Here is a 22,623-nt window from a genome sequence, read left to right as displayed (position 1 = left end):
TAGATTCTAAACTGATATATTTAAAGCAACAAACGCGCTAGTGTATATCCCACAAAAGCAAAAATATATGAAACTGCACTTGTAAAAAGAAACAGATAAATAATATATCGCTTTCCACCTGCTTCTTTACCAAAGACGATAGTTGCTGCAAAACAAGGATTATAAAACATAATAAACAAAATAAATGCAATCGCGCTAGGCAAACTGATATATTCGTTAAGCACATCACGCAATGCTAAGTCATTGTTTTCATCTATATCATCACCAAGTGCGTAGAGCACACCCATACTTGAAATGATTGTCTCCTTTGCCAAAAGCCCATTGAGAAGCGAAACAGAAAGTTTCCAATCAAAATCCATAGGTGCAAATATAGGCTGTATAAACTGCCCTATGCGCCCCAGATAACTCTGCTCCACTAAAGCCGCTTGATAGTTATGATAAATTTCATCAATTTCATCTTGCAATGTATCATTTTCTTGTGTAGGATTCACACTCTGTTTTAGAAACTGCACTGATTGCGTCATTTGCTCCTCTAAAACTGCATTTTTAGGGAATTGCGTCCCCACCCAAATAATCACTGAAGCGAGCAGTATAAAAGTCCCCGCTTTTTTCACATAACCCACCGCTTTATGCCAGATACTAAAAGCAATGAGCTGTGCGCTCGGCAGACGATACTTTGGCATTTCCATTACAAAAGGTTCATCATCGCCCTTAAACGCGGTAAGTTTTAGAATCTTTGCCATACATAGCCCAACAAGTGCGCCAAAGATATAGATTCCATACAAGACATTACCCGCCATTTGTGGCGCGAAAAATGCCCCGATAAAGAGCGTATAGACAGGCAAACGCGCCCCACAACTCATAAAGTTAATAATAAAGAGTGTAAGCATTCTATCATTATGATTTTTGAGCATTCTTGTGCTCATAAAAGCCGGAACAGAGCAGCCAAAGCCTGTTACAAGCGGAATAAAACTTTTGCCGTGCAAACCAAACTTATGAAAGAATCCATCGAGCAAAAATGCTACACGCGCCATATATCCGCTGCCCTCCAAAAGCACGATACCAAAAAAAAGGATTAAAATATGTGGCAAAAAGCTTAGCACCGCGCCCACACCGGCGATAATACCACCAGAAAGCAAGGAGGCTAAAAACTCATAGGGCAAAGTCTCCTCGACCCAATCCCCAAAACTCGCCATACCCTCCTCAATCCACACTTTAGGAAACTCTCCAAGATAAAAGGTAATTTGAAACAAAAGCCACATCAAAAGTAGAAAAATAGGGATTCCAAGATATTTATTGAGTAAAATATTATCTAGTCGTTGCGTAAGTGAAGGCTTTGCGGGAGCATTTAAATGCGTGGCTTCCATACTCGCGCCCTTAGCAAAACTCAACATATCATTATGAAACACGCTCCGCACATTTTTTTCATCACTTTGCAGATATAGCCTATTAATACATTTTTGAGTAAATGCACTCAGCTCACTCCAGCATCCTTTGTCGTGGAGAATTTCACTTATAAAGCTATCCTGCCTTAAAAGCCTTATAGCCACATCACGCATACTGCGCACCCCTCGATAATTTAAATGTAGAATCTGTGCTACTTCGCTGTATTGCTTCTCTTGCAAAAAAGTTTCAAGATTGTTTATTTCCTCCTCCAAAAAGTCCGCATACACACGCTTATTACGCTTCTCACCGCTATTTGCAACTTTGATAATAGAATCTAACAACTCATCTATATTATCCCCATAAAATGCCGACACACTCACGCATTCCGTGCCAAGTATCTCGCCCAAAAGTGCGCTGTCAATGTGGATTCCCTCTTTTTTTGCCTCATCACTCATATTCAATGCTAGACACATAGGCGTGTGTAAGTCCAAAAGCTGTGTGCTAAGGAATAAGCAACGTTCTAAATGTGTAGAATCAACTACATTTAAAATCACATCATACTTTTCATTTTCCAAAAACTGCCGCGTTACGTGCTCTTCAAAAGAATAGTCATTTAAAGAATAAGTCCCGGGCAAGTCGATAATACGCAATATATAATCTTTGTATGTAATAGATGCCTCCGCCTTTTCAATCGTTACACCGATAAAATTCCCCACTTTTAAATGCACACCGCAGATTCTATTAATAAGTGATGTTTTGCCAACATTTGGCTGCCCCACACATACGATAGTAATTGTTTTCATTATATAACCTCTATACCCACCATAAATTATTATGGTATCTTAAAACAACAAAATTAATATTTATTCTTAGATTCTAATTTTATACTACAACTCTATTGATTTTATCGCAAGTAAAAAATAGCCTTAACTTGCAGATTATGAAATCTCTCAATTTTTATTATCTAAAACGCCAATTTCACGCCAAGATTCACATTTGTGCTATGCGGATAGTAAATCTCTTTCCCGCCGTGCGTATTAAGCACATTAAGAATCCCGCTTAAATGCTCTGTGAAGCCAAAATCCACCAAAAGATTCACTTCATTTACTCTATCGTAAGGATTTTGCATACTCGTGTAGATAATCCCTCTAAACTTCGTGCTACCATACACCACTGCAAAACTCACTCTATCAATGGCAAACATCACTTTCCCATACCACAAACTTGCATCTACCCCTTCAAGCAAAGCCCTTCCACCCCACATAAAAAATGGGCTTATACTATTGCCAAGCGTGTTGAGCGAACCCCAGCCGATATTACTTCCCGTGCTAATATATCCCGCACTCGCCTCTGCCATATCTTTGACACCCACATAAATTTTTACATCGGTATTGTAGCCATTGCCAGAATTTCCCCCGAGTCTGCCATAAGTCTGCTCGAAGCTTGTCGCAAAATGTCCGCTAAGCCCCAGATAAGATTTTGAGCTCTCATATCGGGCATTTGCTTTCACACCAGCGGCGTAAAATACCGCAGAGGTTGCTATACCATAGGTTTTTATGCTAAATTTTTCACCGATATGATACTTGAGGCTAAGCTGTGTTAATCCCAACGCACTATGAGGATTTACATCATAGAATCCTGTCATTTTGTTATACTGCACATAGCCGCTATTTTTTACCCATAGTGCCTCAATAAGCATATTTGGCAAGGAACGATTACGTAGCCACACGCCATCTATGAGCCTATCCACCCATTCTGAATCCACAAATACTCGCCCGAGCTTGATGCTCGTATTGCCATCAAAATATTCCAAATAGCTCTGTCCTAGCATTGTGCGATCATTCATATAAAAATCCCTTGAAGCATCACCCTCACCATAGCGATTGGGATTGTTCAAAAGCGGTGCTGCGCTCCATTGTGAATGTCTATCAGCTTCATACAACACACCAAGAGCACGAAAACTCACCGCCAAGCGCAAATATTTATAAAATGCCGAGTGGTAGGCTAATCCCACAGAACCTACCACATAACCAGCCTCACTCAAATCATTTTTGCTCTTCACATTAGCAGGATTTTTTTGCCCATTGATATAGTTGCCATAAAGCGTTACATCGCCGCTTGATACGCCATTTTCTAAGGCTTCATCAATACTATCATAGCCCCAAGCAATAGCACACGCACACAATATAAAAGCAAGTTTTTTCATTTTCTCCCTTTAAATTCTCGTTTATATCCATAGATTATCAAGGAGACGTGTTGTGCCAACTTGAGCGGCAATAAGAAAAATACTCTTACCCTTTTCTACCCTCTCAATAGGCTTTAACTCCCTATCAAAAAAATCCGCATAAAAGATTCTATCCACACTCTTTAAACCCTCCAAAGCCAAAGCGCGCAAATGCTTTGCTTCAGTCTGCCCCTTTTCCACCTCATTTTTTATAGCTTCAATCGTGCGCGGGATACAAAGTGCGCTTTGCCTTTGTTCTGGGCTTAGATAAATATTGCGTGAGCTAAGTGCCAAGCTATCGCTATCTCGCATTATAGGACAAGGCACAATCTCCACAGGCACAAATAAATCACGCACCATTTTTTGCAAAATCAACACTTGTTGTGCATCTTTTTGCCCAAAATACGCACAATGAGCGCGAGTAAGCATAAAAAGCTTTAAAACTACTCGCAACACCCCAGCAAAATGCGTAGGGCGGTCAAATCCCTCTAAAATATAGCCCATATTTTTAGGCGGAGAAAGACTCACCTCATCATCAAAATACATCTCCTCCACACGAGGGGCAAATACCGCGCTCACACCCGCCTTTTCACATAAAGCAATATCTTGCTCTAATGTGCGTGGATAGCTGCCAAAATCCTCATTTGCCCCAAACTGCGTAGGATTCACAAAAATAGAAACGATTGTGTAATTATTCTCTTTTATAGAAGATTCTATAAGGCTCAAATGCCCCTTATGCAAAGCCCCCATTGTCGGCACAAAGCCCACACTTCCATTAAGCCCAGCACGAAACTCTTGCAGAGCTGCCCTACTTTTTAGCACTTTCATCAATGCCCTTTATTGAAGAATCTTTAAGATATTTTCCACCACTTGCAGCGGATTCTCTGCTTTGTAAATGGGACGCCCAATGACCGCAAAATCGCTTTGCGCTGCTTTTGCATCCTTAAGTGTTGCCACGCGTTTTTGGTCGTCTGCCCCCTCGCCAAATGGGCGGATACCGGGTGTAATCGTAAGAAAATTTGATTGAGTGCGTTGCTTGATATAGAGGCTCTCTTGCACCGAGCATACCACGCCGTCAATACCACAACGATACGCCAAATCCGCAAGTTTAAGCGTATGGGAGAAAAGCGAGGCATTATAAATCTCTGCAAAACTAGAATCTTCAAAGCTTGTAAGCGCGGTAACGCCAACAATAAGAGGGATTTTGGCTTGATTTTTAAGCTCCGCAATAGCCCTCATTGCCCCTTCCCCACAGCTTGTATGGATAGTGAGCATATCCACATCTAATTGGGCGCACTCTTTGATAGAATCAAGCATTGTATTTGGTATATCATAAAGCTTCAAATCTAAAAAGATTCTATAATTACCATATTTTCTTATCATTTCTAGCCCGGCGATACCATCGCGGATAAAGCTGCGTAAGCCCACTTTGAGCCATATATTTTGCTTATGTTTGGGATTAAGTGTTTGCAGAGAATGAAGCAAGGTAAGATTCTGCTCTAGGCTTGGATTATCAAGGGCAATACACAGCTTCATTATTATCCTTTCGCATTTTTAGAATCTAGACAAGTCTCTAAACCAATGCCCTGCGCTTTAGGATTGTTTGTAATAGATTCTCTCGCACTTTTTTTACTTACCTTGCCTATTGAATCTAGCACACCATTAATAAATCTCGGCGCATTGTCTTCGCCACCATAGAGTTTGCATAGCTCCACTGCTTCATTAATCACCACAGGCGTATCAGTATCGGTATAGAGTATCTCATACGCACCAAGTCGTAGCATAGCGCGCTCCATTCCACCAAGACGAGAAAAATCCCATTCTTTTAAATGCGAAGTAATACTTTCATCAAGGCTTTGTAGATTATCTAGCACCCCTTGCAAAAGTGCGTAAGCAAAATCCTGCTGCTTATTCTTAATTTTTTTTTCGCTAAACATATCACGCGCAAAAAGCAAGATATTTTCATTACCTACATCATAGGCGTAAAGCATTCCAATAACCGCTTCCCTCGCCTGTGTGCGTGTCGCCATATTACGCCCCAATATTCCTATAAAGGTTAATCAGCTCAATAAGCCCTGCCATAGATTCAAAGCCCTTATTTCCTGCCTTTGTCCCGGCTCGCTCAATGGCTTGTTCGATATTATCAGTTGTTAGCACTCCAAAAGTTACCGGCGCACCATATTTAAGCGTAACATTAGCAATACCCTTAGTCGCCTCCGCAGATACATAATCAAAATGTGGCGTAGCCCCGCGAATCACCGCACCTAAGCAACACACACCATCATATTCGCCTTGTGAGAGAATCTTTTGTAATACAAATGGAATCTCATACGCGCCCGGCACAAGCACCAAATCAAGCAACTCATCGCGTCCGCCGTGGCGCAAAAAGCAGTCTTTCGCCCCCTCTACCAACCTATCGGTAATCAAATGATTAAAACGCGCACTCACAATCGCAATGCGCTCATCGCCCACTAGCTGTAATTTTCCCTCAACGATATTCATTGTAACCCTCCAAATATTATTTTTAATCCCGCACTATTTTGTATGCAGGAATGAATCTAATGCGCAAAGCTGTTCTACAAGCGGGATAAGCGCATTAGTCTGCACCATATTTGGTCCATCACTTAGAGCTTCTTTAGGATTTAAATGTGTTTCCATAAAAAATCCATCTACACCCACAGCCGCCGCTGCACGAGCGAGATAAGGCACAAACGAGCTATCGCCTCCGCTTTTGCTCCCTGCTGCCCCGGGCATTTGCACACTATGAGTCGCATCAAAGACGACAGGAGCAAACTTACGCATAATCACAAGTGAGCGCATATCTACGACAAGATTCCCATAGCCAAAAGTGCTTCCACGCTCTGTGAGCCATACGCGGTATTTTTGCGCCTGTTCATAACTCGCTTCACTACCACCACGCGTTTTAATCGCCTTTAACACGCTATGTTGCATATCTGCGGGATTCATAAACTGCCCTTTTTTGATATTCACAATACAATCAGTCTTCGCCACCGCTACGATTAAGTCTGTTTGGCGGCATAAAAATGCCGGAATCTGCACTACATCAGCGACTTTAGCGATAGCTTGGGCTTGGTGGCTTTCGTGTATATCGGTAATGATTTTGTAGCCAAATTTTTTCTTAATCTCGCCTAGAATCTCCATACCCTCTTCTAAGCCCGGTCCGCGATAAGATTCTAAACTCGTGCGATTTGCCTTATCAAAACTTGATTTGAAATAAAAATCAATATTTGGATTCTCATTCAAAGGCTTTAATGCCTCTGCTACCGCACTTAATGCCTCATATCCCTCAATCACGCAAGGTCCGCTCATTAAAATCATTTTTTCTCCTTTTAGTTAATTTTATTAATCAATTTAAATTCACGCTTTATCATATTATAGTTAAAGATTTCTCCTGTTTCAATAATATAATACCACCCATAAATATTAAGCTCCCCCCTATCAAATCGCTCCTCCACAAATGGATAAGTCATTAAATTTTCAAGCTGATGCTCGACATTCATCTGCTCCATAAGCCAAGTGCGCTTTGCTTTCGAGCTGGGTGCTAACGCATCGACTTTTTGCTTTACTGGCTCTAAAAGCTCTATCCACTTTTTTACATATGGCGCATTATCTAACTTTGTTGAATCTTCATAAATAGCCGAACACGCCCCGCAGTCGCTATGTCCGCAAATAATTACATTTTTTATGTTAAGAATACTTAAAGCATATTCGATAGCTGAAGTCGTTGCGAGATACCCACCGCGTATGCCCTTGTCTTTCCCCAAATATGGCGGGACGAGATTCCCCATATTGCGTATTACAAACAAATCGCCGGGCAAAGTGTTTGTGATAAGATTTGGCACGACACGCGAATCGGTGCAGGTAATCAGTAAAGTATGGGGTTCTTGGTGCTTTTTGAGGCTCTCATACAAAGCCTTATGCTCGTTATAGTCCTCCTCGCGAAATTTCACTGCCCCTTCAAACAACTCTTTCATTACCCTCTTATCCTCACTTAGTTGATTTTCTCTTTTTTAAAATAACAGATTCTGTAAAAAACTTATGGCATTATATCAAACTAAAATAATCAAAATTAATAAAATCTTAAACACCTTAAAGTGTGCATTAATTAGGAGTGTATAAATGGGCGAAATCTTAAGCAGTATGATTAATTGGATTGTGGAACTTGTAGGGACTTTGGGCTATGCGGGAATTTTCATAATGATGTTTTTAGAATCTAGCTTTTTTCCCTTTCCCTCCGAAGTGGTGATGATTCCTGCGGGATATTTGGTTTATACAGGCGAGATGAATGCCTTTATCGCCGTGATATGCGGGGTTGGTGGCTCACTTGCTGGAGCATTGTTTAACTACTATCTTGCCTTAAAACTCGGGCGAGAGTTTCTTATCCGCTATGGCAAATATGTCTTTTTCACAGAGGAGACAATGCAAAAGGTGGAGATATTTTTCAAAAAACACGGGCATATCAGCACTTTTGTGGGGCGTCTCATTACTATCGTGCGTCAATACATCTCCCTACCTGCCGGACTTGCGCGTATGAATCTTGCGAAATTTTGCCTCTATACTTCGCTTGGCGCAGGGATTTGGGTGATTATCCTCACTATTATCGGCTATTATGCGGGGGCATTTTTCACGCAGATGAGCCTAGATTCTATCATTCAAGCCTTTACTTCAAGTAATCCCTCCGCAGAACAACTCGAGCTTAAAAGCCTCGTCAAACAGGCGGGATTGTGGGTATTTGGCTTCGTGCTCGTGGGCGTGGTGGGCTATCTCTACTATTACCGCTACACGCAAAAATCAAAATCTTAAAGGATTCTCAAATGTCAAATATCATACAGCCTCAAATGCAAAATGCTATTCCAATCCTCACAATCGCAGGGAGTGATTGCAGCGGTGGAGCAGGGATTCAAGCGGATTTAAAGACTTTTAGCGCACATAAACTTTTTGGTATGAGCGTGGTTTTAAGCGTGGTGGCTGAAAATACCGCGCGTGTAATTTCTAGCTATGATATACCCATTCAAGCGATTGATGAACAATTTGAAGCAGTGTTTGAAGATATTCCACCAAATGCCACAAAGATAGGAATGCTCGGCTCAAATGCAATTATTGACTGCATAGAACAGAATCTACTTTTCTACAAACCCCAAAATGTTGTGATTGACCCCGTGATGTTTGCCAAAAATGGCTTCCCGCTTATGCCTAAAGAGACACGCGCTTACTTTAAGGAGAAGATTCTCAAACTTTGCAATGTGCTTACGCCAAATATCCCAGAGGCACAAGAACTTTGCGGGTTTGATATACATAATGTAACAGATATGAAAAAAGCGGCGCAAAGGCTGTATGATATGGGTGCAAAGGCTGTTTTACTTAAGGGCGGACATAGTGAGCAAAACGCCGATGATGTGTTTTATAATGGAGAATTTCATATCCTACCCTCGCCAAAAATTGATACCAAAAATACACACGGCACAGGCTGCACACTCAGCTCGGCAATCGCTTGTAACCTCGCTCTAGGCTTTGATAGCCTCACTGCGATACAAAGGGCAAAAGAATATATTTTTAATGCAATTTTGTATTCACTCAATCTTGGCAAAGGCAATGGTCCAACAAATCACTTTTTTAGGTAGATTCTAAAATATTTTAGCTCTCATTAAATTTCTATAAGATTCTAAAATATTTTACATCTCTCGCACCCTTTTGGTATTTTTGATATTGAAGAAAAATAAAGCGAGTTTTTGCAAAAATGTGGGCTTTGTGTGTGAATATTGCAGGAGGAGCTTTAGAATCTGCTTTCTCCCAAAGAAACAAGCGCAATTCATCGGGCTTAAACCCATACCGCCATCGCCATTAGGATTTGCACCATATTGCAACAAAAGCTCGGCTATATCATCATAGCCCTTGAAGCACACACCTGCAAGTGGTGTGTGATTTTTGTCGTTTTTCTTATCAACTAATGCACCGCGCTTCAAAAGTAGCTCTGTGGCTTCAAAATGCCCATTATATGCGGCAAGCATAAGAAGTGTATTGCCACTTTCATTGCTAAGATTCACATTAAGCCCTGCATCAAGCAGGGTTTGCAAAGATTCTACATCATTATGACGCGCACAATCAAGTGCATATTGGCAAAGCTCCATAAGCTTCGCCTCCTCCTCTTGCGTGAAACTTATATTGTTTATGCTACCTTGAGTATTTTTACTCATTGCCACTCCTTGCCATTCATTCTGCCACTTTGCTACACTTTTTAAGGTGCAATTAAAGCACAAGCTCTTCTACGCGTTTGCCATAGGCTGGGTCAGCCTTTTTGAAATGCTCAATTTGACGCTTTTTAATCTCATTTGGCACACCCTCCATTGCGTCTTTGATGTTTTGGCACAATGCCTCTTTTTGCTCTGTATTCATCAAGCGATACAAATCTCCTGCTTGCACGAAATAATCGTCCTCTGTGTCGCGGTGATTGTAACGATTTGCTACATCGCCACCCTCTGTGCGTAGTGCAGGTTCAAGCGCATTAGAATCTTCGGCATAGTCATTAAAAATACTTGGATTATAATTTCTCTCCCCGCCAAAATCACCTCGCTGCATATAACCATCTCGGTGTGTATTTGCCACAGGGGCGATACTCGCATTCACAGGAAGCTGGGAATGATTAATGCCTAAGCGGTATCGCTGCGTGTCACCATAGCTAAAAAGCCGTCCTTGTAGCATTTTATCGGGGCTATATCCAATGCCGGGCACAATGTTTGCGGGGTTAAATGCGGCTTGTTCTACTTCGGCAAAATAATTCTCTGGATTCTTATTTAGCTCCAAGATTCCCACTTCAATCAATGGATAATCCTTATGACTCCACACTTTTGTCAAATCAAAAGGATTGAAGCGATAGTTTGCCGCCTCTTTTTCGGGCATTACTTGCACACAGAATCTCCATTTAGGGAAATTACCCTTTTCAATATTTTCAAACAAATCTTTTTGATGAGATTCTCTATCTTTGGCAATAATCGCCTCCGCTTCTTTGTTTGTGAGGTTGTGGATTCCCTGCATTGATTTGAAGTGAAATTTTACCCAAAAGCGTTCATTTTTGGCATTGATAAAGCTATATGTATGGCTACCAAAGCCGTGCATTTCTCGGTAACTGCGTGGAATCCCCCTATCGCTCATCAAAATCGTTACTTGATGCAAACTCTCTGGGTGCAAACTCCAAAAGTCCCACGCTGCTGTTGCAGAGCGCAAATTTGTCTTTGGGTCTCGCTTTTGTGTATGGATAAAATCTGGGAATTTCACCGCATCTTTGATGAAAAACACAGGCGTGTTATTGCCTACAATATCCCAATTTCCCTCATTTGTGTAAAATTTAAGTGCAAAGCCTCGCACATCTCGTTCCGCATCGGCTGCGCCTCGCTCACCTGCAACGGTGGAAAAGCGCAAAAACGCCTTTGTTTTTTTGCCCACTTTGCTAAAAATATCCGCCTTAGAATATGCTGAAATATCATTTGTGATTGTCAGCTCACCATAGGCAGCACTTCCTTTTGCGTGCACTACGCGTTCGGGGATTCTCTCCCTATCAAAGTGAGCGAGTTTTTCTAAAAGCCAAGTGTCTTGCAAAAGTGTAGGACCTCTGCTCCCTGCTGTAATTGAGTTTTGATTATCGCCTAATGGTGTGCCTGTCGCTGTTGTGAGTTTTTTACTCATAATGTCTCCTTTTAATGTTAAAGTTATGAAGCGATAATATAACCCACAATAATTAATGGATAATTATTATCTTTTAATATTTCTTAATTTTAAAGCTCATATTTTCCACCAAACATAAATGTTTTAAAACAAAAGATTTAAAAAAATATTTTACAATGCGCGGCTTCAATTATATAACCTAATATACAAAGATAAAGGAAAAAAAATGAAATATGATATTTCTCAACAAGCGCACCTACCCACGCGATTTGGGGATTTTCTGGCTGTAAGCTTTAGGGAATATTTAGAAAAATCTAACCCACTTAGCACACCGAGCGAACATTTGGTTGTTTTTACGCAAAACTTAGGAGAAGTTCCACTTGTGAGAATCCACTCCGAATGCCTTACCGGCGATGTTTTTGGCTCTAAAAAATGCGATTGTGGCAATGAACTTGCCCTTGCAATGGAGCAAATCGCACATAATGCTCAAGGAGGAATGCTTATTTATTTGCGTCAAGAGGGGCGAGGTATTGGGCTTTTTAACAAAATAAACGCCTATGCCCTGCAAGATAAAGGCTATGACACGGTGGAAGCAAACGAAAAGCTAGGATTCCAAAGTGATGCAAGAAATTATGACATTGTGGGAGAAATTTTTAAGCATTTTCATATCACACAAATCAACCTACTTACCAACAATCCACGCAAGGTAAGTGCGATAGAACCTTATGCAAAAGTGGTGCGCCATAGCATTATCACGCCCACAAATCCTCATAATGAAGCCTATTTGGAAGTCAAAAAGCAAAAACTCGGGCATTTGCTTTAGAATCTAAAATGCACTTGAGAATATGGGCGTTTAGATTCTATTGCAATACAGAATCTGCCCTCACAATGTTAGAGCGCAAATTTATCACAAGGAGCGATTATGGCATACCCTACCCTGATAAGCTATAAGGAAGCGTTGGAGCTTTTAGAATCCCTTCCGCTCACACCTCTTGGCACACAACGCGTGCATTTCAAAAATGCGCTCAATAGAATCTGCGCCCAAGAAATCAAAGCCCCCTGCAATGTCCCCGCTTACCCCACCGCAGCAATGGACGGCTATGCGATAAACTTTGATGATATGGCACTTTTAGAAAGTGATGGCTTAGAAATTTCACAAATTAATAAAGCAGGGAATCCAACGCGCCCCACACTCACAAAGGGTTGTGCGATAAAGGCTTTCACAGGCTCTATAATGCCTCATAATGCCGATACACTCGTGATTGTAGAGCATATTGAAATAAGAGAGAATAGAATCTTCTTAAACATTCAAGCCCATAAAGATTTTATTCATAAAGCGCAATGGGTGCGCCAAGTAGGCGATAACTACAAGCAAGGTGAAGTTTTACTCCATAAAGGCGATAAAATCGGTGCGTTTGAGATAGGGCTACTCGCCGAGCTCAATTGTAACTTTATCCAAGTCTATCAAAAAGTGCGTGTAGGTATAATATGCGTAGGTGATGAAATTATTGAGGTAGGCGAGATAAGCGAGAATGCAAACATTGTGCGAAGCGTGAATACACATCTTTTAGAATCTTTGCTACTCCAAATGGGGCAAGAACCTATCGTCTATCCACTGCTTAAAGATGATAAGGATAAGATTAAATCCACCTACCAAAGCGCCTTACAAGAATGTGATATGGTAGTAAGTGCGGGTGGTATGAGTATGGGGGACTATGACTTCACACAAGTTGTCATTACAGAATGCGCAGATATGGTGTTTAAGGGAGTGCGCTTAAAGCCGGGTAAGCCTGTCGCCTGTGCCTTGTATAGCGGGAGAAAAAGCATAGATTTAGAATCTATGCAAAATTTAAAAAATGCGGATAGTCTAAAATCCACGCAAGAGGGGCAAGATTCTAAAACCATAGAAAACACACGAGTTTTAGAGAGAGCAAAGCCTATTTTAGGGCTACCCGGATTTCCAAACTCCTGCGCCCTCACATTCCTCCTGTTTGGCTCTGTGCTTCTTGCGCGTTTGCAAAATAGAATCCACAAGCCCTATATTTTTGAAGCTACCTTACTTGAGGATATTAAGCGCAGTGATTCGCGCTTGGAATTCCGCGCCTGTGAGATTCATAACAATAATGGAATCTTACAAGTGAGCTTCAAAAATAAAAAATCCCTACAAAGCTCAATGATAAATAATCTTACACACAACACTGCCGTGGCGATTTTAGAGGAAAATGGCAGTGATTTAAAGGCGGGTGCGAAACTAAAAGTGATGTTTTTAAATCACTTTTAACACAAGTTTTGCTATGCTTTTGGGATTGTAAAAAGCATAAATTGTGAAGTATATTTTAAAGGAGTGGCGATGATTAGGGTGGAATTTCTAGGACCAATAAGCAACATTCCCGCGCGCGAACTAGAGGCACAAAGTCTCGCAGAGCTTAAGGAACTGCTAAGCAAGGATACATCTCTACACTCGTGGCTTGATATTAGTGCTGTGGCAGTCAATGATGAAATTATTGAAGACCTCTCCTATCCTCTTTCTTATGGCGATAAAGTGGCACTTCTTCCTCCTGTATGCGGTGGCTAATGCTCAATCTTTATAAGGGAGCATTGCCTACCTGTGAGATTTATGCCAAATGGGAGAATCTCGCCCAAAGTAAAAATGCTGGGGCATTGAGTATTTTTACAGGTATCGTGCGCACGGAAAATAACATAAGCGCATTGAGTTTTGATATATATGAGCCGCTTTTACTCAAATGGTTTGATAAATGGCAACAAAAAGCACAGAGCAAATATAATACATATATTTGTATGGCTCACAGCATAGGCGATGTGCCTTGCAGCCAAAGCTCGTTTATGTGTGGCATTATCTCCGCACAACGCAAAGGTGCGCTTGGTGTATATGAGGACTTTATAGAGGATTTTAAAGCAAATGCGCCTATTTGGAAATATGATGTTATCAATCATCAAAGAATCTACGCCAAAGAGCGCAGCAAACCTTTGCAAGGTAGCGGTATTTTAGGCAGCCAAAATGACACATAATGCCAAACTCATGCACACGCCCATTATCTTTGCATTTAGTGGAAAAAGTAATAGTGGCAAAACGACACTTATTTGCAAACTCTGCGAGTATTTAAAGCCAAAAGCAAAAGTTGCTGTAATTAAGCACGACCCAAAAGATAAGGCACATTTTGATACACGGGGCAAAGATTCTTATGAGTTTTTTCAACGCTCTAATGCAGTGGCTATACTCTCCCCTACCCGCACGATTTTGCAAATCAAGCACGATGAAGATTCCCAAAACGCACAAGAGATAGAATCTAATGCTTTTTATGCTGTGTTGGAGCAGTTTAAAAACTATGATTATATTTTTATTGAGGGGCTTAAAACCTTGCCTTTTCCGCGCATTGTGGTAGCAAGAGGGCAAATAGAATCTTCATATATTCCCTATGCGCAGGCTTTTGCCATTGATGAGAGCGTGAATAATACGCATATTCTCCCCCCTGCTTTGCCTATTCTTAATCTCAACGATGTGGCACAAATTGCAGCATTTATCAATGCTTATTCCAAATCTGCTTCATTGAAAGGAGAGTAAATGCACACTATGCAAACAATCAAAATCGGGGTGCTTGTGCTAAGTGATAGAGCCTCTCAAGGCGTATATGAGGATATTTCCGGCAAGGCAATAGAGGAGATTCTAAGAAGCTTTATTCTTAATCCTTGCGAGTTTCATTATCATATCATTGCCGATGAGCAAAAGCTTATAGAATCTTATCTCAAAGATTTAAGCGATGAAAAAGATTGTGATTTAATCGTTACCACAGGCGGCACAGGACCAGCCAAAAGAGATGTAACCCCAGAAGCGACAGAATCTGTATGCCAAAAAATGCTACCCGGCTTTGGGGAGCTTATGCGAAGTGTGAGTTTGCAATATGTCCCAACGGCGATTCTCTCGCGCCAAAGTGCGGGGATTAGAAATAAATCGCTGATTATCAACTTGCCGGGTAAGCCAAAAAGCATAAAAGAATGCTTAGAAGCGGTATTTCCCGCTGTGCCTTATTGCCTTGATTTGATTGAGGCGGGTTATATCCACGCTAATGAGGAGCAAATAAAGATTTTTCGCCCTAAAAGCTAGATTCTTAAGAATCTGCTTTATATAATTTGCATTTGCCAAAAGATATAAACACCCCATACAGCCGCCTTTAGAATCTTAGGCTAAAATCCAAGAAAGCATTTTGAGCAACTATTTTTAGCGCACACTTACAAAACCAAGCGAAACTTTTTTTGCATTTGAGATTTTATAAAAGCTTCGCTACTTCTTTGGCGTGATAGCTAATGATAATATCCGCTCCGGCGCGTTTAAAGCCTAGTAATGTTTCAAGCATCACACACTCATAGTCGATTATCCCAGCCTTTTGAGCGGCTTTAAGCATAGCGTATTCGCCACTCACATTATATACCGCTAAAGGTAGCAAAGTCTGCTCTCGTATATCACGCACGATGTCAAGATAGGCAAGTGCAGGTTTTACCATCAAAATATCCGCGCCCTCTGCCTCATCAATAAGGCTCTCTAAAATCGCCTCTCTACGATTAGCACAATCTTGCTGATACGAGCGTCTATCGCCAAAACTAGGCGCGGAGTTTGCCACATCGCGAAATGGTCCATAATATGCACTCGCAAACTTTGTAGAATAGCTCATAATGGGTATATGTGTGAATCCTGCTTTATCCAAATAAGCGCGTATAGCACCCACCATTCCGTCCATCATCGCGCTCGGGGCTATCATATCGCCCCCACAGCTTGCGAGCACCACCGCTTGCTGTCCTAAAATCTCAAGTGTTGCATCATTATCAACACTATTAAGTTTCTTATCGATAATCCCACAATGCCCGTGGTCTGTGTATTCGCAAAAGCACAAATCAAGCGTAACAATCATTTGCGGAAACTGCTTTTTGATAGCCTTTATCGCCTGTGCTACAATATTCTTATCGCTAAGTGCCTCGCTGCCACAAGAATCCTTATGTGAGGGCAAACCAAAAAGTATAATATGATATATGCCAAGACTAAGGAGCTCCTCACATTCTTTGAGTATATTATCAATACTAAGCTGATACACCTGTGGCATTAAAGGGATTTCGTTCTTAATATTTTCTCCCTCTATGACAAAAAGCGGATAGATAAAATCCTCTTTTCTAAGGTAATTTTCCCTCACTAATGTCCTCATTGACTCTTTTAAGCGCATTCTTCTTAATCGTCTAAACATCACATCTCCTTTTAGTTTGGTTTATCTTCTATCGGGCAGTAATCCTCCACTACGCAGTGATGAATAATGAAAATATTGCAACCATTTTCGTGTTTGTAGCTAAGGTCAAATCCCTGATTGTCAAGCGTATTTTTGATAATGTACATACCAAGCCCAAAGCCTTGAGATGAAGGGTTTTTTTCATTTTTAAAATATGGCTTGAAATAATCTTTGAGCGGGTGGGTTAGAGGCTCACCTCGTGAGCTTGTATAAAGGCGGTCATTTTTCACATATACACTTACCTTGCCGTCCTCGCTGTATTTTATAGCATTATCAAGGAGATTTTTTAGAGCAATCGCAAACAAATCAAAATCCGCTTTTATGAGGGCATTTGGCGAAAGAAATGTGATAGGACTAGATTCACTCGCTTCATCAATGAGGAGCATATTTTCAGTGTGGGCTATCAAATCACTGAGTAAAAACTCCTGCTTGTTGATGTGGTAGTTTTTCGAGTTAATTTCCTCTATCTTTGCAAATTCATTAATAAGTTCATTGAGACGCGTGAAGCTCGAGCAAAGCTGTTGTTTTTGTTTAGAATCTTGCACCATTTCTGCGACAATGCGCCCTTTTGTGATAGGGGTTTTTAGCTCGTGCATAATCGAACGCAAAAGTAAGCTACGAGATTCATTCAAGGATTTAATTTTGTTTGAAGCCTTATAAAATTCGTGATAAAGTTCATCGATTTCATCTTTTGCATCCTGCTCATAGTAGGTATCAAAATGCCCCTCTGCAAATTGCTTAATTTGCCCTTTCAACACTTTTATTGGCATAAGGCTTTTAAGCACAATAAAAAACACAAAAGTGAGTAGCACGATGCCAATAAGTGTGATAATATAAAAATTTTCATAAGATTTGTGCGAATTATCCCTATAGAGTGTCGCCTCATCGCTTGTTTCAAGGAGGATATAAATGCCATTTTGCGTATTAATCGCCTTAGCAAATATACCATCAAAATCATATGGTATTTTATTAATCTCTTGCAGCACGCGCTTAATCTCATCCTCGCTCACAGGGGTAAAGTGTATATTATTAAGATATTGCTTTATGGTAGGGAGATCTGCGCCAAACTGCATAAGCTCATTAATCGTAGCGGTAAATTGCCCATAGCGCACTTGCGAGAGAAGCTCCTCATTTTTAATATGGTCCTGAATAAAATAATAAGAGACAGCAAAGAAGCCAAACAACGCGCATAGAAACAAAACGACAATTTTAAAAAAAATAGAATGGCGAAATTGAAACATTGTATCTTAAACTTTGTGGCTATGTTTCAAGCTTGTAACCCACTCCGCGCACAGAAATAATGTATTGTGGGTTTCGTGGATTTTCCTCAATCTTTGAGCGCAATCGCCCAATAATCACATCAATACTTTTATTTGAGCTTTCTGGATTAATAGATTCGGATTCTATGGCGATAGCCTCACGTGAGAAAACATGTCCCTTTTTACTAATAAGCAGAGTGAGAATCTCATACTCTGCGCGTGTAAGCTCAAGCTTTTTTTCTTTAAAAAAGACTTGGCGACTATACTTGTCGATTCTAAAAACGCTGTCTTTCTCTTTATCTTGCTCTTTCACGCTTTTTTTATTGTAGCGTCTAAGAAGAGATTGAATCCTCGCCACAAGCTCTTTTGGGTCATAAGGCTTTGAAATATAATCATCAGCTCCGGATTTTAAAGCCTCGACTTTATCATCAATATCACTTCTTGCAGAAGAAACAATGATGGGAACGCTATTTTGCTTCGCCACCCTTTTGCACACCTCCAAGCCATCAAGATTTGGCAATGTCAAATCAAGTAGCAAGACATCAAAATGTTTTGCATTTACCGCACTCATACCAGTATAAGGCTCGTCATAATTGGTTACATTCATATCATATTGCTTTAGGTAGCTTGTGATAATTTCTGCCAACTCTAAATCATCTTCAATCATTAGAACTTCTAACATAATCCAAACCTTTGCTTCAAGTAAAATGCGCGATTCTATAATAAAACACTTTTTAGATAGCTTAAGTAAATTGTGAAAGGCATAATTTGTTTTTGTGAGCTTATTTACACACATACAAAAAACTTAAATACCTGTGAGATTTATTGTATTGTAAGGATTCACAAGTGCGTAGCTTCTTAAAAAGACACCGCCCAAGTGGGGTAGTGGGCGGCTCAATAAAGGTTTGGTTGTTTCGTAAGTATCCAGTAAGGGAGGAGTTGGAGGGGGATAACCTCCCTTTGAGATGATACTCACCTAAATGGGTTAATCCATCACCTCACCCTATCTCATTCGGGTCAAAGGCTGGGTCAAATTGTAAGCGAGATTATTAAATGTAGATTTAACAAACTATCTCTTAATATCACTTAATCGTTCAGTAATCACACTCAATTCATATTCTAAAAAGTTTATAGTAAGATTGAGCTTTGTTTGTAATTCTTTATTATGCTCTGCCTTGAGCCCTTCAAAAAGTACTAAAAGTCGCTCTTGGAGCATTTCTAAAAACTCGCATTCCTCACGCAAAGCCTCACTTTGCGCCTGTGCGAAAGGAGCGCGTATATTTTGCACACTTGGCATACCCTGAATGCTTTGCATATTTTGCGTGTCTATCGCTGAAGTTGAATGTATAGTAACACTTTGATGAGTATAAGAATCCTCGCTAGGCTGGGAAAGCTCATCAATTGTTTGCAGCACTAAATCTTTGATGTCCATCGTAGTAGCCACCTTTGAAATTGAATTAAATCCTCTTGAGATTGCGCGTTTATGAAAAATTCTCTTTGGGCTTGATTGACTTGTGGAAATGTCTGCTGCACAAGCATTAGGCGCTTTATCGCTCTTTGAGCTTCTTTGCTCTCTGGAGATTCTAAAAGAATCTCGCGATAAATATTCAGCGCGTCCTCTTTGAGCCCATACATCTCATAAATACGTGCTAAGGCTATTGTCTTAATAGTTTGTGCCATTTTGTATCCTTTGGGCGATATTCTATAATTTTTTTGTTTGCAAATACTTTAAACAATCTCAAAGTTTAAAATACCGCTCATCACAAAAGCTCTCCGCGTGGATATTGCTAAAGGCATTTTTGAGTGATTTAAAAAAAAAGGGATTTTGCTCCTCTATGTTTTTTAAGAATTGCTTTGTCTGTTCGCGCACATATGGTTTTTTATCAGAATCTAACCAATTAATGGGACAATTACAATCAGGTGCAATATAAATGTGATTACTTGCAATGAAATCAATTATTTGTCTCTCTCGCACAAAGATTAAAGGACGGATAACCTCCAAACCATTTTGCGCACGATATGTCGGTGGCATAGAGCGCATTGCCCCATTATAAGTGAGATTCATAAAAAAGCTTTCCGCCGCATCATCAAGATGGTGTGCAAGGGCAAGTTTATTAAATCCTCCCTCTAATGCCTTACTATATAAAGCACCGCGTCTCATACGAGAGCAAAAGCTACAATAAATTGTCCCCTCCCGCTTGTTTTGCTCCAAAATCTCATAAATATCGGTGCGGTAAAGCTCGTAGGGAATGCCAAGATTCTCACAATACTCGAAAATATACTCATACTCCCCACCCCTGCCATAATCAATAGTAATCGCCTTATAATCAAACTTAAATGGTGCGTGTTTGTGCATATAGGCGAGGATTGTGGCTAAAAGTATAGAATCTTTCCCGCCACTCAAGCCTAGCAGGATTCTATCTCCCTCTTTGATAAGGTTATACTGCGCATTTGTTTTGCCAACAAGGCGCAGAATTTTTTTGCTTATTGTGGGCATTTGTGCGAGATTCTTTTTTTGAGTTTGGATAGGGTTATTTGTCATTTTGATTTTTATCTTCTTTTGGGAATTTAATTTCTATATAATCTTTACTCCCATCTTGTGTTTCTATTCTTATTGTTTCATACTTGTCATTGTCTTCTTGTGTGTCATTTGCTTTATCGGTGTCTGTATTACCTCTTTTTATAATCGTCTCTCCATCATCTAAAACCCAACTTCCATTCTTTGAATGATCGCCTTTTCGCGAACGCGTGAAGTAATCTCTATTTTGATAGATTAAAAAGCATAAGTATAGCCCCATTGCAGAGGCAATGATGATTTTTTCGTATAGTTCCATATTTACCCCTTGTGCAAGACAGATAGAATCTGCTCTTTTTGAATCAGTGTGTCATCATATTTGATAATGGCAACATTTTCGGTTTGGTTGATATACCATTCAATCAAACCGGGTTGATTATCGAGTAACTTAAGGCACGATAAATCCACTTCTTCTAACGACAGATAAATATTCTTGTGATTTTTTGGATTCTGTAAAAATATTATCAATAGCAATGCCCATACAACACACACGAGCGCAATAATGATTGAGAGGCTAAAAAGCCCAATTTTGTCATAGAGCCACCCGCCACAGGCTCCACCAAGTGCGCTTCCCACATATCCAAGCGTGGTAAAAACACCAAGTGCTGCACCTTTTTGATGTGCCTTTGGGTAGCGACTAGCCAAAGACTGCATAATAGGCTCGTGTATCGCAAAGCCTACAAAAAAAAGAAGCACTGCCACACCAAAAAGTATAAGTGTATTGCTACTCACCGCATACGCCATAAGAAAATACGAGATAACAAAGGCGATAATACCAAAGAGCATTACGGATTTAAATTGTCCCTTTTTTTGCGCAAAAATTGATGAGGGACCCATAGCAAAAACCCCAGCGAGTGCAGCAGGGACATAGATATACCATAATTGAGATTCGTCCAAATCAAAATGATGAGTGAGCGTGATACTCACGCATATAAAGGCAAAAATCATCAAAAATTTTTGCAACAACGCGCTTAGATTCATAATAAGCAGATTCTTATTTGTGAGAATCTGCTGCATACTGCTATCATTAAATTGATACTGCACACGCGGCGTGTCCGGGACACTTGTATATAAAATGATAATAGAGACAACACAAAGTGCGCTTGTGATAAAAAATAGGGTATTGAGCCCAAAATAACTAGCAACTACGGGGCTTAAAAACATAGCGAGGATAAAGCTTATAAATATCCCTGCCCCCATTACTGCCATAGCCTTATTTCTCTGCTCCTCACGCACTAAATCGGCAATCTGTGCGCTTACCACCCCACCAATCGCCCCAGCCCCTTGCAAAAATCGCCCGATGATAAGCATAGTAATATTTGTAGAAAACGCGCAAACTAAAGAACCAAGTAAAAAAATCAATAGCCCAATGCCAACGATATGTTTGCGATTATATTTGTCGCTTAAAATGCCAAAGGGCGTTTGAAAGATGATTTGTGTCATCGCATAACCACCCGCAGCCAAACCAGCAAGAAATGCGCTCGTGTGAAATTCATCGGTATAAAGCCCAATGATAGGCAAAACAATAAAAAGCCCAAAAAATCGCAGACTAGAAATAAGTGTGAGAGGGAGTAAATGCTTCATCGTGCTACTGCCTAAGATTCGGGGAGTGTTTCGCAAATGGTAATTGTTTTTATCACATTGCCTTGACTAATAGAATCTAACACAGCAAGGCTTTTTTTATCTTTTATCTCAATCCTACCAAAAACCGTGTGTTCTCCATCAAGATGGGGTTGTGGGGCAAAACAGATAAAAAATTGACTCCCGCCTGTATCCCGCCCAGCGTGAGCCATAGAAAGCGCACCTCTCGTGTGTTTGTGGGGATTATCGCTTAGTTCGCACTTAATACGATAGCCCGGACCTCCTGTGCCATTACCAATAGGACAACCACCTTGAGCGACAAAGTGAGGTATCACACGATGAAAGGCAAGATTATTATAAAATCCGCTTTGGGCTAAAGTGGCAAAATTTGTAACAGCCTGTGGTGCTTCTTTGAAAAGTTTGCAAGTCATTGTGCCAAGCGATTCTCCGCTTGGTTTGCATACTTCTATAAGAGCGTAATTGAGTTTTTCTAACTCATCTTGATTAATCTCATATACCTTTAATTCCTCTCGCATTTTTTCTCCTTTATGTCGTATGAGTTACCTTAAAAAAGCATAAAAAATGTGCGGATTCTACCGATATTAACTTAATCATTTTTGAATAGAA

At 40.4% G+C, this 22,623-nt stretch carries 27 protein-coding genes; 8 read left to right on the top strand and 19 right to left on the bottom strand.

Annotated features, from left to right (window positions below; genetic code table 11):
- Positions 1-20 precede the first annotated feature (20 nt).
- From feoB to LS67_RS02720, 8 genes are all read right to left on the bottom strand, one after another.
- Positions 21-2,189 carry a ferrous iron transport protein B gene (feoB, locus tag LS67_RS02755; RefSeq protein ID WP_034326032.1) on the bottom strand — a complete coding sequence of 723 codons (2,169 nt, stop codon included), beginning with the start codon at positions 2,187-2,189 and terminating at the stop codon, positions 21-23.
- Between the two features lie 161 nt (positions 2,190-2,350).
- Complete coding sequence (locus LS67_RS02750) at positions 2,351-3,592, bottom strand: Opr family porin (RefSeq protein ID WP_034326033.1); 1,242 nt, start codon at positions 3,590-3,592, stop codon at positions 2,351-2,353.
- A gap of 21 nt (positions 3,593-3,613) precedes the next feature.
- The gene (gene panC, locus LS67_RS02745; RefSeq protein ID WP_034326035.1) at positions 3,614-4,438 is read right to left on the bottom strand and encodes a pantoate--beta-alanine ligase; all 825 of its coding nucleotides are present in this window, start codon (positions 4,436-4,438) and stop codon (positions 3,614-3,616) included.
- Between the two features lie 9 nt (positions 4,439-4,447).
- A complete protein-coding gene (gene pyrF / locus LS67_RS02740) occupies positions 4,448-5,146 on the bottom strand; it encodes an orotidine-5'-phosphate decarboxylase (RefSeq protein ID WP_034326037.1) in 699 nt (232 codons plus the stop codon).
- Positions 5,147-5,148: 2 nt separating this feature from the next.
- Complete coding sequence (gene nusB / locus LS67_RS02735; RefSeq protein WP_034326039.1) at positions 5,149-5,640, bottom strand: transcription antitermination factor NusB; 492 nt, start codon at positions 5,638-5,640, stop codon at positions 5,149-5,151.
- Position 5,641: 1 nt separating this feature from the next.
- Positions 5,642-6,112 (bottom strand): 6,7-dimethyl-8-ribityllumazine synthase, encoded by a 471-nt coding sequence (ribH, locus tag LS67_RS02730; protein WP_034326041.1) that lies wholly within the window; start codon positions 6,110-6,112, stop codon positions 5,642-5,644.
- Positions 6,113-6,145: 33 nt separating this feature from the next.
- The gene (kdsA, locus tag LS67_RS02725; protein ID WP_034326043.1) at positions 6,146-6,949 is read right to left on the bottom strand and encodes a 3-deoxy-8-phosphooctulonate synthase; all 804 of its coding nucleotides are present in this window, start codon (positions 6,947-6,949) and stop codon (positions 6,146-6,148) included.
- A gap of 11 nt (positions 6,950-6,960) precedes the next feature.
- Positions 6,961-7,605 (bottom strand): carbonic anhydrase, encoded by a 645-nt coding sequence (locus LS67_RS02720; protein WP_034326045.1) that lies wholly within the window; start codon positions 7,603-7,605, stop codon positions 6,961-6,963.
- A 145-nt stretch (positions 7,606-7,750) separates the two neighbouring features.
- On the opposite strand from LS67_RS02720, the gene LS67_RS02715 reads away from it, so the two are divergent.
- Together LS67_RS02715 and thiD are read left to right on the top strand one after the other, a co-directional pair.
- Entirely contained in the window at positions 7,751-8,434 is a 684-nt protein-coding gene (locus LS67_RS02715) for a DedA family protein (protein WP_034326046.1), read from the top strand.
- Between the two features lie 23 nt (positions 8,435-8,457).
- Positions 8,458-9,252 (top strand): bifunctional hydroxymethylpyrimidine kinase/phosphomethylpyrimidine kinase, encoded by a 795-nt coding sequence (gene thiD / locus LS67_RS02710; protein ID WP_407927768.1) that lies wholly within the window; start codon positions 8,458-8,460, stop codon positions 9,250-9,252.
- 51 nt (positions 9,253-9,303) lie between these two features.
- Here the strand turns inward: thiD and LS67_RS02705 are convergent, their stop codons facing one another.
- Together LS67_RS02705 and LS67_RS02700 are read right to left on the bottom strand one after the other, a co-directional pair.
- A complete protein-coding gene (locus tag LS67_RS02705; protein ID WP_236096329.1) occupies positions 9,304-9,825 on the bottom strand; it encodes an ankyrin repeat domain-containing protein in 522 nt (173 codons plus the stop codon).
- A gap of 52 nt (positions 9,826-9,877) precedes the next feature.
- Positions 9,878-11,311, bottom strand: coding sequence for a catalase (locus LS67_RS02700; protein WP_034326048.1), 1,434 nt, complete (start codon positions 11,309-11,311; stop codon positions 9,878-9,880).
- A 205-nt stretch (positions 11,312-11,516) separates the two neighbouring features.
- Between LS67_RS02700 and ribA the strand changes: the two genes are divergently transcribed.
- The 6 genes from ribA (at position 11,517) to mog (ending at position 15,413) form a co-directional block, all read left to right on the top strand.
- Positions 11,517-12,113: a GTP cyclohydrolase II gene (gene ribA / locus LS67_RS02695; RefSeq protein ID WP_034326050.1), complete on the top strand. Its 597-nt coding sequence runs from the start codon at positions 11,517-11,519 to the stop codon at positions 12,111-12,113.
- A gap of 99 nt (positions 12,114-12,212) precedes the next feature.
- On the top strand, positions 12,213-13,571 hold the full coding sequence (locus LS67_RS02690) for a molybdopterin molybdotransferase MoeA (RefSeq protein WP_034326052.1): 1,359 nt from the start codon (positions 12,213-12,215) through the stop codon (positions 13,569-13,571).
- A 69-nt stretch (positions 13,572-13,640) separates the two neighbouring features.
- A complete protein-coding gene (locus LS67_RS02685; RefSeq protein ID WP_034326054.1) occupies positions 13,641-13,865 on the top strand; it encodes a MoaD/ThiS family protein in 225 nt (74 codons plus the stop codon).
- Entirely contained in the window at positions 13,865-14,320 is a 456-nt protein-coding gene (locus tag LS67_RS02680; protein WP_034326056.1) for a molybdopterin synthase catalytic subunit, read from the top strand. Before LS67_RS02685 ends, LS67_RS02680 begins: the two co-directional genes overlap by 1 nt.
- A complete protein-coding gene (gene mobB / locus LS67_RS02675; protein ID WP_052099827.1) occupies positions 14,310-14,873 on the top strand; it encodes a molybdopterin-guanine dinucleotide biosynthesis protein B in 564 nt (187 codons plus the stop codon). Before LS67_RS02680 ends, mobB begins: the two co-directional genes overlap by 11 nt.
- A 9-nt stretch (positions 14,874-14,882) precedes the next feature.
- On the top strand, positions 14,883-15,413 hold the full coding sequence (gene mog, locus LS67_RS02670; protein WP_034326090.1) for a molybdopterin adenylyltransferase: 531 nt from the start codon (positions 14,883-14,885) through the stop codon (positions 15,411-15,413).
- Positions 15,414-15,576: 163 nt separating this feature from the next.
- On the opposite strand, the gene hemB is transcribed toward mog, so the two are convergent.
- The 9 genes from hemB to LS67_RS02625 all read right to left on the bottom strand — a co-directional run bounded on the left by hemB (position 15,577) and on the right by LS67_RS02625 (position 22,532).
- Entirely contained in the window at positions 15,577-16,542 is a 966-nt protein-coding gene (gene hemB, locus LS67_RS02665; RefSeq protein WP_034326057.1) for a porphobilinogen synthase, read from the bottom strand.
- An 11-nt stretch (positions 16,543-16,553) separates the two neighbouring features.
- Complete coding sequence (locus LS67_RS02660; RefSeq protein ID WP_034326060.1) at positions 16,554-17,822, bottom strand: ArsS family sensor histidine kinase; 1,269 nt, start codon at positions 17,820-17,822, stop codon at positions 16,554-16,556.
- Positions 17,823-17,841: 19 nt separating this feature from the next.
- On the bottom strand, positions 17,842-18,522 hold the full coding sequence (arsR, locus tag LS67_RS02655; protein WP_034326092.1) for an acid response regulator transcription factor ArsR: 681 nt from the start codon (positions 18,520-18,522) through the stop codon (positions 17,842-17,844).
- A gap of 387 nt (positions 18,523-18,909) precedes the next feature.
- The gene (locus LS67_RS02650; RefSeq protein ID WP_034326062.1) at positions 18,910-19,272 is read right to left on the bottom strand and encodes a CiaD-like domain-containing protein; all 363 of its coding nucleotides are present in this window, start codon (positions 19,270-19,272) and stop codon (positions 18,910-18,912) included.
- Complete coding sequence (locus LS67_RS02645; RefSeq protein ID WP_034326064.1) at positions 19,254-19,520, bottom strand: hypothetical protein; 267 nt, start codon at positions 19,518-19,520, stop codon at positions 19,254-19,256. Before LS67_RS02645 ends, LS67_RS02650 begins: the two co-directional genes overlap by 19 nt.
- Positions 19,521-19,578: 58 nt before the next feature.
- Positions 19,579-20,382 (bottom strand): tRNA 2-thiocytidine biosynthesis TtcA family protein, encoded by an 804-nt coding sequence (locus tag LS67_RS02640; RefSeq protein ID WP_201274013.1) that lies wholly within the window; start codon positions 20,380-20,382, stop codon positions 19,579-19,581.
- Positions 20,372-20,674, bottom strand: coding sequence for a hypothetical protein (locus LS67_RS02635; RefSeq protein WP_034326065.1), 303 nt, complete (start codon positions 20,672-20,674; stop codon positions 20,372-20,374). The genes LS67_RS02640 and LS67_RS02635 overlap by 11 nt, the downstream gene beginning before the upstream one ends.
- 2 nt (positions 20,675-20,676) lie before the next feature.
- Positions 20,677-21,999: an MFS transporter gene (locus LS67_RS02630; protein ID WP_034326066.1), complete on the bottom strand. Its 1,323-nt coding sequence runs from the start codon at positions 21,997-21,999 to the stop codon at positions 20,677-20,679.
- A gap of 11 nt (positions 22,000-22,010) precedes the next feature.
- Positions 22,011-22,532 (bottom strand): peptidylprolyl isomerase, encoded by a 522-nt coding sequence (locus LS67_RS02625; protein WP_034326067.1) that lies wholly within the window; start codon positions 22,530-22,532, stop codon positions 22,011-22,013.
- Positions 22,533-22,623 lie beyond the last annotated feature (91 nt).

The sequence above is a fragment of the Helicobacter sp. MIT 03-1616 genome, assembly GCF_000765685.2.
In the GTDB taxonomy this organism is placed as follows: Bacteria; Campylobacterota; Campylobacteria; order Campylobacterales; family Helicobacteraceae; genus Helicobacter_C; species Helicobacter_C typhlonius.
Note: the sequence above shows the minus strand (reverse complement) of the source record. Positions and strands in the feature narration are given on the sequence as shown.